Genomic DNA, 16,730 nt, shown 5'->3' with positions numbered 1-16,730 from the left:
CCGCGCCGGGTTCTCGCCCGGAACCTGCCGGCTCCGCACGCGCCGAAGGTCGGATCGCACCTGCGCGATCCCCGCCCGTGAGAAGCGACAGGCGGCCAAAAGTGCGTCGGCTCCGGTCCTGGTGTTCGCCATGCCGACGTATGTGCCACGGTGAGCCTTCGGGTGCGAGATAGCCTGACCTGGTGGGCGTCACCTCTGGTAGCTACGCGTTGGGACCCGAGTCCGGCCGGCTCATCGTCAATACGGCCCGTACCGGGCTGGGGGCGAAGGCCGGCCATGACCTCACCATCGAGGTCACCCGTTGGCACGGCGATGCCACGATCGACGTCGCCGATCCGGCCGGCTCCTCGGTGACCGTCGACGTCGACGCAGGGTCGTTCGAAGTCCGGGAGGGAACCGGTGGCATCAAGCCGCTCACGGACTCCGATCGTCGAGAGATCAAGAAGAACCTTCAGGAGAAGGTCCTGCACGTTGCGCGTTACCCGACGATCACGTTCCGGTCGACACGGATCAGCGGAACAGCGGAGTCGTTTCGCGTCGAGGGCGATCTCACCATCGTCGGCGTCACCCGGCCCGTCACGCTCCAGGGCCTGCTGACCGAGGACCGCGTACGCGGCTCGGCGACCATCGTGCAGACCCGGTGGGGCATCCGGCCCTATTCAGCGCTCTTCGGCACACTCAAACTCGGCGACGACGTCGAGGTACGGTTCGACGCCGGTCTCTCCCCGGGGCGGTGACCCCGAGCATGCGGGCCCGACGGCTCGATCTGCAGCCCTTGATCGAGATCGTCCACGGGTGCCGGTGAGGCCTCGCCCGTCACCTGGCTCCATCTCCTGAGGCCGCACACCGACGCCGACTTCCCGGGCCGGGTCTGGGCGAGCCGATGGGAATCGCCGCCGGTCTCGACACCAGGTCAGGACGTGGCGCTCAAGGCGTGCGGAGCCGGCCGAGATCAAGGTGCCGCGGTAGGTGACGGCGCACCTGTTTTACTTTATGGCGAGAAGATGTACGATTTCGCGTTCCCGTCCAGCGCTCCGGCGGCCGAGAAGATCAAGCGTGACCGGGGCGCCACCCGCACGTTCGCTCCGTTCTCCTCCCCCACGGCGATCGCCGCCTTCAAACCGATCGCGGACGCGTACGCCAGGCAGGGCGAGGTGGACGGGCTCGTCAACTACGAGTCCGTGCTGCTGGGCCTCAACGCCTCCGGCAGGCTCTCCGAGCCGCTCACGCTGATCTACCTGAGCGACGGGGTGGTGACGGCCGACTACCCGCTCACGCTGCTGAGCTCCGCGACACCGGGCAAGAAGGAGCTGTACCGGAAACTCGCCTCCTGGCTGCGCACCCCGGAGATCCAGCGGGAGGTCATGACCACGACCCACCGTCGGCCGATCGTCCCCGAGGTCGGGCCGGACCGGCGTTTCGGGTCCGCGCCGCTGGTGGAGCTGCCCTTCCCCAACCGGCGCGACGCGGCCGACGAGCTGATCGGCGTCTACCTCAACCAGGTACGCAGGCCGTCGCGGACGCTGTTCGTACTGGACACCTCCGGGTCGATGGAGGGCGAACGGATCGACGCGCTCAAGCAGGCGCTGACCGCCCTGTCCGGCGCCGACACCTCCGTCAGCGGAGCGTTCTCGCGCTTCCGTGACCGCGATACGGTCACGATGATCCCGTTCAACACGACCCCCGGCACCCCGCAGACCTTCACGCTGCCCGACCGGAATCCCGGACCGGTGCTCCAGCGGATCCGCTCGTACGGCGAGGCGCTGCGGGCGCACGGCGGACCGGGTACGTCTCACGATCTCGCACGCGGAGGTGGAGTCCCGGCGGCTCCACGCCGACCTGGACACCCTGCTGGCCAAGATCGGCGGGAACCGGTTCCCCGACGACGTGGTGGCGAGAGTCGGCGTGCTCGCCGAGGTGGTGCGCGACATCCTCCGGCGGGCGGACGCGCTCACCTCCGCACCCGACCACCTGCACATCGTGTCGCAGACGATCAGGGACTACCTGCCGTCCAGCCTGGAGGCGTACGCGAACCTGCCCCGCTCGTACGCGCTCACCCGGCGCGGCGAGCGGGAGCGCAGCGCCCACGAGGAGCTGCTCGCCCAGCTCGACCTGCTGGACAGCCAGCTGCGCAAGGTGGCCGAGTCGGTCTACCGAGGCGACGAGCAGGCCCTGCGCGACCAGGGCAGGTTCCTCCGGGACCGGTTCGGCGGCTCCGGCCTGGACCTCTGACCGCCCGATATCTCCAGCGGCACAGAGGTGCCGTCTTTCCACAGTCCCCTTCAGCCAGGAGTGGGAGGGACGAGTTGGAGCCTGATGTCAGAGGAATTTTCGATCACCAGGGTGCGACTTGTATCGGGTGACCAGGGGGCGGGGACCAGGAAGAGTCGCTTGTCGGACTCGACCAGCAGGCGCAGGCCGGTGTAGCGGTGACGGAACTTCTCCTTGCCTGGCAGGACGGTATGGACGACTCCCTGGGGTGGGTCGTCGACGAGGTCGTGACTGTAGAGGGTGACGGCTGGACGTTTTGTGAGGCCGTCGACGTCGTCGAGGGCTCTGCCGTTGCCGTAGACGAAGGCAAAGCTGTTGGCTGCCCAGAACAGGCCCGCGACGATCAGGGACAGGAGGGCGTAGCGTCCGACGTTGATGCCCTCGCGCGGGGGCATCCAGGTGGGCCGGGGGCGGCGGGCGGCCAGGGTCTGCCAGAGCGAGGCGCTGTATCGCAACAGGAGCGCGCCCAGCGTCAACGACAGCGGGGTCACACCGGGGGATTCTTCCCTGGAGACGGAAGGGACGAGAATACCCACGAGTGCTTTGAGGAGCAGCAGAACTGCCACGAGAAGCACTGTCAGCGTGATCCAGCCGGACAGCGTGTCGCGCCGGGGCTCGGAGACGAGCCACTGCCCGGCCAAGCGCAGGCTGAACGCGACCAGCACGGTGAACGCGACCAGCGTGATCGGGACGAACACCACATCCGAGCCGTACAGCAGCAGATCGGGCGTGGAGAGGTTGACCAGGTCCAGATAGACGCCGAAGTATTCGAAGCGGGCGCGCGTGGCCAGGTAACCAAAGTAGAACAACAGGGCCGTGATGACGCTGGCCGGGGCGATGATGTTGCTGTAGGCCGTCAGTTGCGCCACGAAACCGGGTGTCTGGGGGGTCTCCTCCTGGGGTTCGGCGCCGGTCACGTCTCAGTCGTTCGGGAAGGTTGTCTCAACTGGCGGCTCTCCCGATTCTGTGGTCTGCGGAGACGTCGGCCTATCCGTGACAGGCGGCTCCTCCGTCTCCGTGACAGGCGGCTCCTCCGTCTCCGTGTCAGGATTGTTCTGGTTGGATCCGGTGAACCCGATCTTTTGGTCGATGGTCAGCGTGATCGGGAAGGCCTCTGTCGGGTTCAGAGTGGAGGGCAGCAGCGTGCACGGTGCGACCTTCCGCGTGGTGCACGTCACGCGGGTCACCAGAACGATCTCGCCATGATGCTGGTCGCGGTCGGTGACCAGCAGTTCCACACCCACCGAGCAGCCTCGGCGCGGCGGCTGCCGTGGGGGCAGGACAACACCCGGCGCACACGGCACGGCCCCTGTCAGATCTGTGCTTCCCAATAAATCAGGTTCGCAGTTTCTCGCTCCGTAAACGTTCGACGGCCTCACGCTCATGCTCACGACCGTGATCGGAAGGGTCGAGCTGAGGTTTTCCAGGACGGCACACGACTGACCACTGGTGAAAACCCCGCCGAAATTCGCGGCCGGATACTGGTTGTCGACCGTCGCCCCGCCAACCCGCCAAGCCTCTATCCGGGGTTTCGGCCCGCTGGAATTTTGGTTGCCCGAGGACTGCGAAGCGGACGACGACTGTGAAGCGGGTGAAGACTGTGAAGCACCCGAAGACTGTGAAATGGGCGAGGAGCTTTTCCCCGTCGGCGGGTTTCCGGAATTCTGATTACCAGAAGACTGCGAACTGGACGAGGAACTCTCCCCCGCCGACAAGCCACCCTCGACAGGGCTGCTCTGGAACGCGGGCCGAATGATCAGGAACGCGCCGAGGGCGAAGAACACCGCGAGCAACGCCGCCAAAAGCACGTTCCTCTTCGGTCCGCTCATACATGCCTCCAGAACGGATTGTCGCGCGACTCGCCCAGACAGCGACCGAGAAACATCGAGGACCCGTGTCACGTGACTGGGCAGCCGGCACGAGCCCTGGCCCCGTTCGTATCAGGCGGATAGGAACATGAATCGCCTCGTACTCAAGTCACATACGGTTTGCCGGGAACAGCAGCAACCATGGTGGATCATATGCTTCTAGCTACCAGCTGAAAAGCCTCTCCAGGATTCCAGGCGAAAAGATCTGGTCACGCCCGGAGAGGTGGATCCCGAGAAGGCCAACCGTAATCCGGCGACCATTCAGGAGATAATCGACTCGATATTCACTTTAGTATTGTTTGTCTCATTCTCGCCGGCGGCCTCCTTCCGGCAATCGACGAGGATCTACAGCCACCCACGGACGATCATCAGGCCGCAACCCGGCTTCCGGCCTGAAATAGAACAATTCTGGAGGACACGCGTCTCAGATCTCGCCAACCGCGGCCGGTTCTTCCGCCGCGACCGAGCGGAACATCGGCAGCACGACGAGAAGGTCAGCTTCGGGCACTGTGTCACTCGCGACCTGTACCAGGGCGCGAACACCCTCGTATAGGTGGTTTCATGGCGCACACAGACATACGTTGACACTTGTCGGGAGGCCCCAATTATGTCGGACCTGTGAGTCACGTTCGGAACAGGTTGGGCGCAAGCGGCCTCGGTGGAGGCCGCTTAGACCTTGATCTCCAAGCGGTCGCGTGGGCGCTCCGTAGACGAGTTCGATCGATGGCGGCTCATCCTCAAATTCGCCGAACCACTCGCTGAGGTACGTGAGCCGATACTCCTGAACGGCAGGCGCGATGAGCGGGGTGCCAGAGTGAGCCGGTCTCCGCACACGTGCCGCCTCGGCCATCACCTCCTGACTCCAGGAAACACCGGCGAATCCGATGACGGCTGCGGCTCCCACGAACGCAGCCCGGCAAGAGGCGTTCATGACTAAATTCTCTCAGCCTCGATGTAACTGGCCGACACTCATCACTCCCCTGTCACCGGCTCGAAAGCGAGCGGCTCGACGTGGAACGCCGGGTCATGATTCCGGGATCTCTCCTGGTAGCACCGGCCCCCAGAACTGGAGCTTGTAGACACCAACCATATGAACAAAGCCGGGGTACTCGATCTTCGGAACGTTCTGCGGCTCTCTCTGCAGAACGCGAACGTGCCAGGTGGCGCCTGGTCGTCCAAGATCAAAGGTCTCGAATTCGTCTTCCCCGGGAAAATAGTGACTGAGCTGTATCCGTCCTGTCCGTAGGTAGATCTCGCCCGACCAGGAGCGATTCCACTCGCGCTCGGCCTGAGGTGGTTCCTCGCTCCACGACTCGTATCGGACGTACGCGATTTTGTCATCGTCGTGAAACATCACGGCATTGGGGCCGATCTGAAACCATTCGCGTCTCACTCCTGGCCATTCCCGATCCCAAACTGCCAGGTCGTCCCCGTCAAGCGCCCCCAAGTCGCTTACCATCCACCTTCCGCCCTCCCAATCTCTCGGCTCTATCTCCTGTACCAGGTCCGCGAGCAACTCGGCCACGAATTCCTCCCCCTTCATGTCCAACCGCCGGAGGTCGTTCTTGTTCGTGAAACTGGCGACGATCCAAGCAGAGCAGAACGACAGTTTCCCGACCGCCCGCACGCCGTCCAGTTCCCTATCAGGACCGTCCCGGCCATGATCAGGTGCTTGGAATTCGGTCCTGGCCGGTGCTGAACGGGTGTGTACTTACGTGCTCGATGGCGGAGCAGTGTGGGCGTTGACCTGTCGGGGGCACCGGGGCGATCCGCTACCGCACCCGTTCGGCCAGGAAGTCCTCCCAGGTCCGCCTGCCCACAGTGGCCCCCTCAAGAGACAGGTTCTCGCCGGCCCGGTACGCGCGGCCCACCTTCCCCGGCATCCGGACCGGCATCATCAACCGGCGTCTGCCGCACGCCCGCAGGTATTCGCGGCTCAGCTCGGCCATCCCGTACACCTTCGGCCCGGCCAGGTCGGACACTCGGCCGGCCGGCCTGCCGAGCGTCAGCTCCACCAGCCGGGCCGCCACCTCGTGCGGATCGACCGGCTGGAACCGGAGCCCACCCGGAACCGGTATCACCGGCAGCTTCGCCATCGCACGCACCACTTTCAAGACCAGGTCATGGAACTGGGCGGCCCGCAGCGTCGTCCACGGCAGGCCGGAGTCGGCCACGGCCCGCTCCGCGGCCAGCTGGGTCCTGAAGTACCCCAACGGCATCCGGTCCGCCCCGATGACCGAGATGTACACCAGGTGCCGCACCCCGGCCCGGGAGGCGGCCCGCACCAGGTTCCGGGTCGCCTCGTCATCGCCCCTGGGGCCGCCCGCGAGGTGCAGGACGGTCTCGGCCCCGTCCACCGCGGACTCGGCCCCCTCGCCCTTGAGCAGGTCGCCGGTCACGTACTCGATGCCGTCCCCGGGCTCGTGGCCGCGCCGGCTGAGCACCCGTACCTGGCAGCCGGCGTCCCGCAGCAGCGGTACGACGAGGCGTCCCAGCGTGCCGGTGCCGCCGGTGAGCAGGATGGGTGACGTCATGGCTTCTCCAAACTCGTTCGGTCCGAAAGTCGATCTCCCGGTCACATCGGCCGGCTTTCGCGGGTCTACTGCTGTGACACCTCATCCGGAAGGAATGTGACTCGATGGACGAGCGCGAATGGCTGACGGAGCGTTTCGAGGAACACCGGACTCACCTGCGGGTGGTGGCCTACCGGATGCTCGGTTCGGTGAGCGAGGCCGATGACGCCGTTCAGGACACCTGGCTGCGGCTCAGTCGCGCCGACACCGGCAGCGTGGAGAACCTCGGTGGATGGCTGACCACGGTGGTGGCGCGCGTGTGCCTGAACACGTTGCGCTCGCGCGAACGGCGCCGTGAGGACCCCCTCGACCTGCGCGTACCCGACCCGATCATCAGCCGTGAGAACGGGGTCGACCCCGAGCACGAGGCGCTACTGGCCGACTCGGTCGGGTTGGCGCTCCTGATGGTGCTTGAGACCCTGACACCGGCCGAGCGGCTCGCGTTCGTGCTGCACGACATGTTCGCCGTACCGTTCGAGGAGATCGCCCCGATGATCGAGCGGTCCCCGGCCGCGGCGAGGCAACTCGCGAGCCGCGGGCGCCGCCGGGTGCGGGGGCAGGCCCCGGCACCCGACCCCGACCTCACCCGCCAACGTGAGGTCGTCGACGCGTTCTTCGCCGCCGCCCGCGACGGCGACTTCGACGCGCTCGTCGCCGTGCTCCATCCCGACGTCGTGCTGCGCTCCGACGGCGGCGTCGCGCGTGCGCGCCACACCGTGGTGATCTCCGGCGCGCGGACCGTGGCCGAGCAGGCGCTCACCTTCGGACGACTCTCCCCGTTCGCACGCCCGGCGCTGATCAACGGATCCGCCGGAGTCGTGGTCGCCGCCCACGGCCGGCCGCTGTCCGTGATGGCCTTCACCGTCACGGACGGAAAGATCGTCTCGATTGAGGCACTGGCCGACCCCGAACGCCTCCGCGAACTCGACCTGACGGTCCTCGACGACTGAACCATCCGGTACGGAGACGTCTTGGCGATCCACTCGACCCGGGACTCCCGGTTCGCGGCCGGTGACAAGCCGGCGCGCGACGACGTCGCGCGCCCGTCAGCCCCGCTTCGGAGGGCGCGTGTGCATGGGCGCCGAGATGCGGTTCCACAGGTTGATCTGCGCCACCTGGGCGACCAGGTACCCGGCCTCCTCCGGCTTGAACGCGGCAGCCACCGCCTCCCAGACCTCGTCCGACACGCCGTCGGGCCGCTCCGTGGCGGCCTCGGCGTAGGCCAGCGCGGCCCGCTCGGCATCGGTGTACAGTTCCGACTCCCGCCAGGCGGACAGCTGGTAGATCCGATCCTGCGTCTCGCCGAGTCGCAGTGCCTCGTGGACGTGCATGTCGATGCAGAAGAGACAGCCGTTGATCTGCGAGCTACGGATCTTGACGAGCTCGCGGATCGTGGCGTCCAGCGGCCCCTTCAAGATCACCTGCTCAGCCTGGATGAACACCTTGTACATCTCGGGCGCCACCTCGGCGATATTCAAGCGTGACATCGTGCTCCCACCTTTCTCGGTCTCTCTTCCGGTTCTCACCAGGGAGACGAGATGGCACCCGCCGCTGTGACGGCTTTTGCCAGAAAAAGTCAGCGCACCGGAGCGATGTGCAGAAGCTTGTCCGGATTGAGCACCCGCCGGATCGCCAGGATCCGGCCGTCGGCCGCGACGTCGAAGGTATCGACCAGGACGATCAGCTTGTCTTGGTACGCCACCAGCGCGAGCTCCCCACCCACCTCACGGGGAACGAGCGGGAAGAGCCCCCACCGCCCGGCCACCCGGGACAGCACCATGGCGATCCGCTCACCGCCGGAAATGACCTTGCGCGCGGCGAAGACCTTGCCGCCGCCGTCGGTGACGTACACCGCGTCGGGATGCAGGAGCTCGACCAGGGACTTCAGGTCGCTCACCTCGTACGCGGCGCGGAACGCCGCGAGCACCCGCTCGCGCTCCGGACGACTCGCGGGTGGCTGCTGCTTCGTCGCGGCCACCCGGCGCCGCGCCCGTGAGGCGAGTTGGCGGCCGGCCGCGGGAGTGACGCCGAGCACCCGGGCGATGCGATCGAAGGGCACCTCGAAGACGTCGTGCAGCACGAACGCGACTCGCTCGGGCGGCGTGAGCCGATCCATGACGACGAGCATCGCCATGCTCACCGACTCGTCGACGAGCACCGGCTCGGCGGCGTCCGGACCGGTCAGCAACGGCTCGGGCAGCCACGGACCGACGTACGTCTCACGCCGCACCCGTGCCGACCGGAGGATGTCGTAGGACCTGCGGGCGGCGACCGTCACCAGCCAGGCCCGCAGATCCTCGACCCCGGACAGGTCGGCACCGGCCGCGCGCAGCCAGACGTCCTGCGCCACGTCCTCGGCGTCGCCGACACTACCGAGCAGTCGATAGGCCGCCCCGAACACCGCCGGCCGGTGCTCGGCCCACTCTTCCTCGGTCACACGCAGACGCTACAAGCAGCGTGGCCCAGGACGGACCGCTGATCTGCGTATCCGTTCGCCCGGGGTGGTTCATCTGCGGCCTCGTCGGGTGAGCGCGTTGCCGGCCGCGCCTATCGCGAAGCCGAAGGCGATCATTAAAACGTAGCTGTAGATCTCGTAGCCTTCGGGGGCGAGGAACCGGAGGAAGCCCATGAAATGGATCCAGCCGAACCACTCGTGCAGAAGGCCGCTCGCGCCGCCGGCCACGAGGATGAAGCAGAGCAGACCGGACAGGCTCGCCAGGGGGGACTTCGAGTTGGTGGAGGTCATGACCCCACGGTAGGCAGATGATGCCCGGCACGGAATCGGGCTTAGGACGGTCATGCGGTAACCAAAGTTGGCCGCCGGCGGTCGAGGGGGCGTACTTAAGTATCCGGTCGCACGGATTCCTGCTCGCAGGTGCGGCCCGGCGTGGATCGCGGGGTACGCACCGTGTTTCCCGCCCCCGGGACCGGGCCGCCGACCTGGGACGGTCGAGCGGCGGGCAGAGTCGACCGGCCCGGCGACGAGGGGATGTGACCGGCTCATCGCGTGACTCGCTAGCCTAAGGCGCGATGAACCGTTTCACGACGTCGAGAGGTGAGTTCGAGCTCACCCGCTTCCCCGAGGATCCCCGCGACCCGTTTCGCGCCTGGGACGCCGCCGACGAATACCTGCTGCGGTACCTCGACGGCGAACAGACGGATCTGTCGGGCACCGTGGTCGTGCTGGGCGACCGGTGGGGCGCGCTGGTCACCGCGCTCGCCGGTCACCATCCCATGCAGATCACCGACTCCTTCCTCGGCAGGCAGGCGACCCTGGCGAACCTGGAACGCAACAAGGTCGCCGGGGACGCGATACGGCTCAGCACTACCAGGGACGCGCCGCCGGACCGGATCGACGTGCTGCTCGTCCGGGTGCCCAAGAGCCTCGCGCTCCTTGAGGACCAGTTGCACCGCCTCGCACCGCACGTACACTCCGGCACGGTGGTCGTCGGCGCCGGGATGGTCACCGAGATCCACACCTCGACGCTGCACCTGTTCGAACGGATCCTCGGGCCGACCAGGACGTCGCCGGCGGCGAAGAAGGCACGGCTCATCTTCTGCGCACCGGACCCCGGGCTTCCCCGGAGCGAGAACCCGTGGCCGCGAAGCTACCCGCTGCCCACCGGTATCGGAGCCGTCTCGGGTCTGACCGTCACCAACCACGCGGGCATCTTCTGCGCCGACCGCCTGGACGTCGGCACCCGCTTCTTCCTGAAGAATCTGCCGCAGCGCCGTGGGCGCGAACATGTCGTGGACCTGGGCTGCGGCAACGGGGTGGTCGGGCTCGCCGCCGCACTGGGCAACAGCGAGGCCCAGGTGACGTTCATCGACGAGTCCTATCAGGCGCTGGCCTCGGCGGAGGCCACCTTCCGGGCGAACGTGGCCTCCGGCACCACCGTGGAGTTCTTGGCGGCCGACGGCCTGTCAGGCGTACCCGCGGGAACGGTTGACCTGGTGCTGAACAACCCGCCGTTCCACACGCACCGCGCGACGACCGACGCGACGGCCTGGCGCATGTTCAACGGCTCCCGCGCCGCGCTGCGCCGCGGCGGCGAGCTGTGGGTGGTCGGCAACCGGCACCTCGGCTACCACGCGAAACTGCGCCGGCTCTTCGGCAACTGCGAGGTCGCCGCGAGCGACCCCAGGTTCGTGGTACTGCGAGCCGTCAAGCGCTGACCACCCACCCGCTGACGAGGGAAGCGGGTGGGTGGTCAACGCCGCGCGGGAACGGTTGACCTCGACACGCTTCCCGGCCCGCGCGAACGCCTCAGGGGTCTCGTGGGCGCGTGGGTCGGTCAGCGCGACACCACGCCTTGCCTCCGAACCGGAAGTCACGCCGATCGAGGGCACCACGGCGGGGATGCCGGGCCACCCGTGCGCCGAACTCCGGGTCAGTGTCCGCTGGTGTAGCGGCCGGCAAGCTCGGCGCCGATCCGGGCCAGCTCGGCCTGGACGGAGTGCGGTTCGACCACCTCGATCATCGCGCCCCAGCCGGCCAGGTTCCGGGCGATGTCCAGCGGGGTCGGCGCGGCGAGGCGGACCCGGACACGCCCGTGGTCGAGCTCGGCGTCGATGTGGCAGTGCCGGCCGAAGTGCGTTCGCAGTACCGGCACGAACCTGGCCTCGATGAGCACGGTCGCCCAGGTGCGTGAACGCCGCTGCTCCACCTCGCCGACGACCTGCTGCCACGCGGTGGCGAGCGTGAAGTCGTCCGGGCGCTCGGCGGGCTGGTCGGTCGGCTCGGCCCCGGTGATCCGGTCGACCCGGAAGGTGCGCCGTCCTCGTTCGGTCCCGGCGAGCAGGTACCAGATGTCGTCCTTGTCGACCAGGCCCCACGGGTCGACCAGCCGCTCGGTCCGCTCCCGGGCGCCGCTGGTGTAGGTCAGACGGACTTTTCGCCTGCGGACCACGGCGGTCTGCAGCAGGTCGACCAGCTCGGGCCGGTGGCGACCAAGTTCACCCCACCGGGTGGGGTCGATCATCGTGGCGCCGGCGGCGGCCTCGGCGTCGGCCCGGAAGGTCTGCGGCAGCGCCCGCACGAGTTTGCGCAGCGCCGCCTTGGCCTCGCCCGAGACGGCCGCGGCCGGGCCGGCGAGCAGGAACAGCGCCTGCGCCTCGGTTGCCGACAACCCGCTGAGATCGGTGCGGGCACCGCCGACGAGCGACCAGCCGCCGCCGCGTCCGGGCTGCGGGTACACCGGGATGCCGGCCGCGGACAACGCCTCCAGATCGCGGCGGGCGGTGGCGACGGACACCTCCAGTTCGTCGGCCAGCTCGGCGGCGGTCACCCGGCTCCGGGACTGCATGAGCAGGAGGGTGGCGACGAGACGATCAGCACGCATGCCCCCAGTTTCTCCAACAAAGTGGTCAATTGGTGAGCACTTTGAGGTGGAACATGGTGACTGTCACCGAGCGAAAGAGGGAACCGCCGATGTTGCGAGGACTGGCCACCGTCAGCTTCTGGGCCGACGACCTGGAGGCGGCCAAGAAGTGGTACGTCGACCTGCTGGACGTCGAGCCGTACTTCGAGCGCCCGGGAAACGGGCAGCCTGCCGCCTACTACGAGTTCAGGATCGGCGACTACCAGGCCGAGCTCGGCCTCATCGACCGGCGTTACGCCCCGCCGGGCGCGCCCGCCGCCCCAGGAGGCGCGATCGTCCACTGGCACGTCGACGACGTGCGGGCCACCCTGGACCGGCTGCTGTCCCTGGGGGCCACGCCGCACACACCACTCACCGAGTACGGCCCCGGTTTCGTCACCGCGTCCGTGGTCGACCCGTTCGGCAACGTGCTGGGCATCATGTACAACCGGCACTACCTGGAGGTCCTGGGCCGATGATGCACTTCGCGGACGCCGACCGGTGGGAGGCGTGGCTGGCCGAGCATCACGAGGCCGAGGGCGGCGTCTGGCTGAAGATCGCCAAGAAGGGATCGGCCGAAGCGTTGATCACGATCGAGCAGGCGCTGAAGGTCGCGCTGTGCTACGGCTGGATCGACAGCCACCGCAAGTCCTATGACAGGCACTGCTTCCTGCAACGGTACTCACGCCGCCGCAAGGGCAGCCCCTGGTCGCGAGTGAACGTCGAGCACGTGGAGGCACTGACCGCCGCCGGGCGGATGCGGCCGTCCGGCCTGGCGGAGGTCGCCGCCGCCCAGGCGGACGGCCGGTGGGCGGCGGCCTACACCGCCCAGCGCAACGCCACCGTCCCACCCGACCTGGCCGAGGCACTGGCGGCCGACCCACGAGCCGCCGCCCGCTTCGAGGCACTCGACAAGACCGGCCGCTACCTGATGATCCTGCCGCTACTGAAGACCAGAACCCCGGCCGGCCGCGCGACCCGCCTACAAAAGACGATCTCCAGCTTGCTGAAGTGAGGAAACCGCCGATGCTCGTCGCACTGTAGAAGGTGTTTCAGGTCTTGCCGCGGGGCCGTGGGCATCAAGCGCTTCATGTCGGAGACATCGCAGCCATGTCCCCCGCCAAGCCCACGGGATCACCGTTAACTGGACACACCTAGGAGCGGTGTTGGGCTCGCCTGGGAGGTGGCCGGGAAGGTCGGGTTCCTCCCCCAGCCACCACAGGGCTGACTCCTGCGGCCGACGATCATCCTGGGGTTCACGCCCTCGCCGGAGGTCCGAAAGACGGCGAAGCGCGGGATAAAGACCACCCATGATTACCGTGGCGGTCACGACAATGAGCAAGCCGACGAGTATGAGCACTGCGTACACGAATTCGTAGGCGATCCAGAAGAGCACCTCTCCATAGGTGAAGCCGAGGGAAAGCTCGTCCGCTCCATCAGGAGGCAAAGCCGCTCCTCATCATGCGCGCCGCAGGTGCACGGTGAGGGTATATCGACTATGGGGGGAAAGTCTTCCGTGTGCGGTAACGCGGCCCCGGTACGGCGAGCGTGCCGACCATAGCCGCCGTTCGGAACCGGTGCGTCCGGACGGCGGGCTGTCGGGTGGAGGGTGAAAGTCCCCCGTCAGGGGCGCGGAGGGAGCGGGAAGCGGAGGGACGCGGCTGTGGCGTGGTCTTTCAGTTGGGTGTCGGCGGCGACGTGTTCGACGGAGCCGCCTTCGTTGATGACCGTTTCGGTCAGCTCGTCGAGGACGTCGGGGACCTGGCGCGTGGCGCCGCCGCAGAGCGGGCAGGTCTGGCCGGATCGGGCCAGCCAGCCGGATTCATCGCAGACCACGCCGGGGACCTCGACACCGTCCTGGATGAGCAGGGTGTCGATCGCGGCGGTGGTGCCGCCCCACAGGCATTCGTCGATCCCTGTCGCGGCGTTGCCACCGACGGCGGCCCTCTCGAAGACCTCCTCGACCAGGCGGCGTTCCTCCGCACGTTCGTAGTCGGCGACGAGGCGCTCGGCACTCTCCCGGATGTCCTCGGACGTCGCCACCTTGCCCATGTCGACGTTGAAGACGCCCGCGACCTTCGAGCGCAACTGATGCGGCAGGAAGTCCAGGAAGACGGCGACCTCATTGCGCTGGCCACCGATGATCAGCAGGTCGTAGTTCTCGGTGCGGAAGAGCCTGTCGAGCAGACCCACGGTCTGGCGATAGTGGCGTTTGGCCAGGTCATCGGCCTTGTTGCGGACCGTGTACTCGGCCAGACCGGCCCAGCCGGCGTAGTCGGGCTTACGGAGGACGCTCCCTCGTACCTCGCCGACCTCGCGCATCTCCTTCTGGTACAGCTCCCACGCGCGGGCCGACTCCTTGTCGACGACCAGGACGCAGCAGCGGTGATACTCGTCGAGCACCGCGAGCATGGGGCGGACGTACGGAGTCTGGTCCACCACGACCTGGTCGCGCACCTTGCGCGGGAGCAGCACGACCTCGAACAGGTCACCCTCGCCGCACGCGAACACCGCGACGGCACCGACCGTGCCCCGCCCGAGCTCCGGTATGCCCTCGATGCGTTCGATGTCCTGTCGCAACGAGAGCCGTGCCCGCCGGTCGAGCGACTGGTCCTCGGTGAGCGGGCGGATCCGGGTGATGAGGCTGTTCACCCGGGTACGGACGGCCTCGAACTCGTCAAAGCCCACAGCGACGTACATGGAGAGAACCGGCAGGCCGCCGCTGTCGAAGCGGATGAGGCGGTCGACAGTGCCCTTGGTGATCATGCGATGTCCTCGTCATGGCGGTCGGATGCTTGAGCTTCGGGGAGTGGTCGTGGACGCCCGCCGCTGATCAGGCCGGTCTCCACCGGGTGCGGGTCATGCCGTCCGTCCGTGCGGGGATGACGTGCCGCGCTCGACGGCCTCGGCGAAGTCCCGGTACATCGCGGCCACGCACCCGTACCGGCCAGGCCGCCCCTTATCGTCATGGAAGTCAATCTAGGATCCGCTAAGTAACGCGAAAGGCGAAGCCGGACAACGTGCCCGACAAGATGTCAGCGCAGCTCAGCGTGTGTGGCGGCCTCGGCCCCCCGCGGGGAGGCGCCCGCCCGGCTCACCGCCGCGCCGGATCGCGTGACATCCGGATCAGCACCGCGAGTCCCGCCACGAGCAGCAGCGACCAGCGGAGATGCGCCACCGTCCAGTCCTGCGGCCGGAGTGTGAACATCGCGACCGGTCCCGGCAGGGCGAACAGCAGCAGCCATCCGCCCGTCACACCGGGCGCCGCCGCGATACCCGGCTCCCGCATGCCGCGCCTCCTGGCCAGCGCGGCGGCGCCGGCCAGCCCCGCGGCGAGCAGCCCCGCCAGCTCCACCGTCGACCACAGGATCCACACCGTCGGCATGCCCGGCGCCAGGACCAGCAGTGACACCCCCCAGGCCGGAACGATCCAGACCAGCGCGAACCCCACGCGCAGCGCGGTCCGTACCCCCAGCGGCAGTGGCACCGACGCCAGCACGTCGGCCGCCGCGTCGTCCAGTACGAACACCACGGCCAGCGTGACCAGAGCGGCGATCACCCGCAACGACCAGACCGCGCCCTTCCAGGTGAGCGGTTCGTCATGGGGCCAGGCCAGGACCGCACCGGTGAGCAGGAGCGCCCCCAGCAGCGGCTGCCATCGGACCACCTTGCCGCTCAGCCGCGCCAGCAGGACCGTCTGAGCCAGGCGGATCATGGAAGCTGCCCGACGCCCGTGATCACCACGCAGAGCACCGCGACCGCCCCGGCCCCCAGCCAGAGCCCGCGCCGCGAGGTGTCCCTGAGCATCGCCAGCGCCCCCGCCCCGAGGGCGAGCGACAGCAGGTAGAGAGCGTGCGGCCCCGGGTGCCCGGGGATGAACCCCGCCGGGGCGAGGTACGGTGCGGGCCCCCAGATCGTGAAGTCCAGGTAGAAGCCGAGCATGTACTGGCCCCCGTGGTCAACCATGATCTTGTTGAAGGCCGTCAGCGCCAGCATGACGAGCACCGATGCCCCCGGCCACGGCAGCCACCGGGCGACGGCCACCCCGAGCAGGCAGGCCCCCAGCACGTTCAGCGGCCCGGTGCCCAGCTCCGCCGGGGACGGGAAACGCTCCAGCTCATTGTCGGTGATCACGTAGAGCCCGGCCAGCAGGGCCTGCGCCGTACAGGTCAGTGCGAGCGGGCCAAGAGCGGCGAGACAGAGCGCGGCGGTGCGCCGCTCTCGGTCACAGGGGACGACCGACAGCGTCTCCTCGGCCCGCCGCGCGGCGCCGGCGACCAGGTTCGCGGCGAAGAAGACCGGAACCCCCCAGAAGATGATCATCTCCGAGGTCAGCGCGGTGAACGCGGGTCGCGGTCCCGCCCAGCCGTCCTGGACGACCCGCAGTGTCCACAGCGCCAGGCCCAGCAGGGTGAGCGGATGCCGCAGGAGCCGCCAGGCCTCGTTCAGGGCGAGCGACGGCACGACCCGCGATCCGGAACCGGACACGTCCAGCACCTCGGCGGTCACACCGTCACCTCCGTCGTAGCATCTCCGAACAGCGGCGGGGAGCCATGCACCTCGAACGCCTCACGGTCGCCTTCGGCGGCGACCTTCGAACTCTCGTGGCCGCTCATCCGAACCGACCTCTCATTGATCTCACATCTGCCTGTCGCACC

At 68.0% G+C, this 16,730-nt stretch carries 17 protein-coding genes; 6 read left to right on the top strand and 11 right to left on the bottom strand.

What is annotated here, in order from left to right; all coding sequences use genetic code 11:
- Nucleotides 1–182: 182 nt before the first annotated feature.
- Nucleotides 183–737, top strand: a complete 555-nt coding sequence (locus ACQP0P_RS03440; protein WP_433370725.1) for a YceI family protein — start codon at nt 183–185, stop codon at nt 735–737.
- A gap of 1,075 nt (nt 738–1,812) precedes the next feature.
- Nucleotides 1,813–2,232: a hypothetical protein gene (locus tag ACQP0P_RS03435; RefSeq protein WP_433370722.1), complete on the top strand. Its 420-nt coding sequence runs from the start codon at nt 1,813–1,815 to the stop codon at nt 2,230–2,232.
- Nucleotides 2,233–2,282: 50 nt separating this feature from the next.
- Here the strand turns inward: ACQP0P_RS03435 and ACQP0P_RS03430 are convergent, their stop codons facing one another.
- From ACQP0P_RS03430 to ACQP0P_RS03415, 4 genes are all read right to left on the bottom strand, one after another.
- Nucleotides 2,283–3,188, bottom strand: a complete 906-nt coding sequence (locus ACQP0P_RS03430; RefSeq protein ID WP_433370719.1) for a hypothetical protein — start codon at nt 3,186–3,188, stop codon at nt 2,283–2,285.
- A gap of 3 nt (nt 3,189–3,191) precedes the next feature.
- Complete coding sequence (locus ACQP0P_RS03425; protein WP_433370716.1) at nt 3,192–4,100, bottom strand: hypothetical protein; 909 nt, start codon at nt 4,098–4,100, stop codon at nt 3,192–3,194.
- A gap of 1,063 nt (nt 4,101–5,163) precedes the next feature.
- A complete protein-coding gene (locus tag ACQP0P_RS03420; RefSeq protein ID WP_433370713.1) occupies nt 5,164–5,766 on the bottom strand; it encodes a hypothetical protein in 603 nt (200 codons plus the stop codon).
- A gap of 145 nt (nt 5,767–5,911) precedes the next feature.
- A complete protein-coding gene (locus ACQP0P_RS03415; RefSeq protein WP_433370710.1) occupies nt 5,912–6,673 on the bottom strand; it encodes an SDR family oxidoreductase in 762 nt (253 codons plus the stop codon).
- A gap of 104 nt (nt 6,674–6,777) precedes the next feature.
- Here ACQP0P_RS03415 and sigJ (ACQP0P_RS03410) point away from each other — a divergent pair, with 104 nt between their 5' ends.
- Nucleotides 6,778–7,662, top strand: coding sequence for an RNA polymerase sigma factor SigJ (sigJ, locus tag ACQP0P_RS03410; RefSeq protein ID WP_433370707.1), 885 nt, complete (start codon nt 6,778–6,780; stop codon nt 7,660–7,662).
- Nucleotides 7,663–7,758: 96 nt separating this feature from the next.
- On the opposite strand, the gene ACQP0P_RS03405 is transcribed toward sigJ (ACQP0P_RS03410), so the two are convergent.
- The 3 genes from ACQP0P_RS03405 to ACQP0P_RS03395 all read right to left on the bottom strand — a co-directional run bounded on the left by ACQP0P_RS03405 (nt 7,759) and on the right by ACQP0P_RS03395 (nt 9,458).
- Nucleotides 7,759–8,199, bottom strand: coding sequence for a carboxymuconolactone decarboxylase family protein (locus ACQP0P_RS03405; RefSeq protein WP_433370705.1), 441 nt, complete (start codon nt 8,197–8,199; stop codon nt 7,759–7,761).
- An 89-nt stretch (nt 8,200–8,288) separates the two neighbouring features.
- On the bottom strand, nt 8,289–9,149 hold the full coding sequence (gene sigJ, locus ACQP0P_RS03400; RefSeq protein ID WP_433370702.1) for an RNA polymerase sigma factor SigJ: 861 nt from the start codon (nt 9,147–9,149) through the stop codon (nt 8,289–8,291).
- Between the two features lie 69 nt (nt 9,150–9,218).
- Nucleotides 9,219–9,458 (bottom strand): hypothetical protein, encoded by a 240-nt coding sequence (locus ACQP0P_RS03395; RefSeq protein WP_433370699.1) that lies wholly within the window; start codon nt 9,456–9,458, stop codon nt 9,219–9,221.
- Between the two features lie 284 nt (nt 9,459–9,742).
- Between ACQP0P_RS03395 and ACQP0P_RS03390 the strand changes: the two genes are divergently transcribed.
- On the top strand, nt 9,743–10,888 hold the full coding sequence (locus ACQP0P_RS03390; RefSeq protein WP_433370697.1) for a methyltransferase: 1,146 nt from the start codon (nt 9,743–9,745) through the stop codon (nt 10,886–10,888).
- A gap of 215 nt (nt 10,889–11,103) precedes the next feature.
- On the opposite strand, the gene ACQP0P_RS03385 is transcribed toward ACQP0P_RS03390, so the two are convergent.
- Nucleotides 11,104–12,054: a helix-turn-helix transcriptional regulator gene (locus ACQP0P_RS03385; RefSeq protein WP_433370694.1), complete on the bottom strand. Its 951-nt coding sequence runs from the start codon at nt 12,052–12,054 to the stop codon at nt 11,104–11,106.
- 89 nt (nt 12,055–12,143) lie between these two features.
- Between ACQP0P_RS03385 and ACQP0P_RS03380 the strand changes: the two genes are divergently transcribed.
- The gene (locus tag ACQP0P_RS03380) at nt 12,144–12,551 is read left to right on the top strand and encodes a VOC family protein (protein ID WP_355611307.1); all 408 of its coding nucleotides are present in this window, start codon (nt 12,144–12,146) and stop codon (nt 12,549–12,551) included.
- Entirely contained in the window at nt 12,548–13,087 is a 540-nt protein-coding gene (locus ACQP0P_RS03375) for a YdeI/OmpD-associated family protein (protein ID WP_433370691.1), read from the top strand. The genes ACQP0P_RS03380 and ACQP0P_RS03375 overlap by 4 nt, the downstream gene beginning before the upstream one ends.
- A 608-nt stretch (nt 13,088–13,695) precedes the next feature.
- Here ACQP0P_RS03375 and ACQP0P_RS03370 read toward each other — a convergent pair.
- The 3 genes from ACQP0P_RS03370 to ACQP0P_RS03360 form a co-directional block, all read right to left on the bottom strand.
- A complete protein-coding gene (locus ACQP0P_RS03370; protein WP_433370688.1) occupies nt 13,696–14,838 on the bottom strand; it encodes a hypothetical protein in 1,143 nt (380 codons plus the stop codon).
- A gap of 328 nt (nt 14,839–15,166) precedes the next feature.
- A complete protein-coding gene (locus ACQP0P_RS03365; RefSeq protein WP_433370685.1) occupies nt 15,167–15,787 on the bottom strand; it encodes a hypothetical protein in 621 nt (206 codons plus the stop codon).
- Complete coding sequence (locus tag ACQP0P_RS03360) at nt 15,784–16,581, bottom strand: hypothetical protein (protein ID WP_433370682.1); 798 nt, start codon at nt 16,579–16,581, stop codon at nt 15,784–15,786. Before ACQP0P_RS03360 ends, ACQP0P_RS03365 begins: the two co-directional genes overlap by 4 nt.
- Nucleotides 16,582–16,730: the final 149 nt, after the last annotated feature.

The organism is Streptosporangium sp. CA-115845 (assembly GCF_050943795.1).
Lineage (GTDB): Bacteria > Actinomycetota > Actinomycetes > Streptosporangiales > Streptosporangiaceae > Streptosporangium.
The sequence above is the reverse complement of the archived record's forward strand: the minus strand, read 5'-3'. Positions and strand labels throughout refer to the sequence as shown.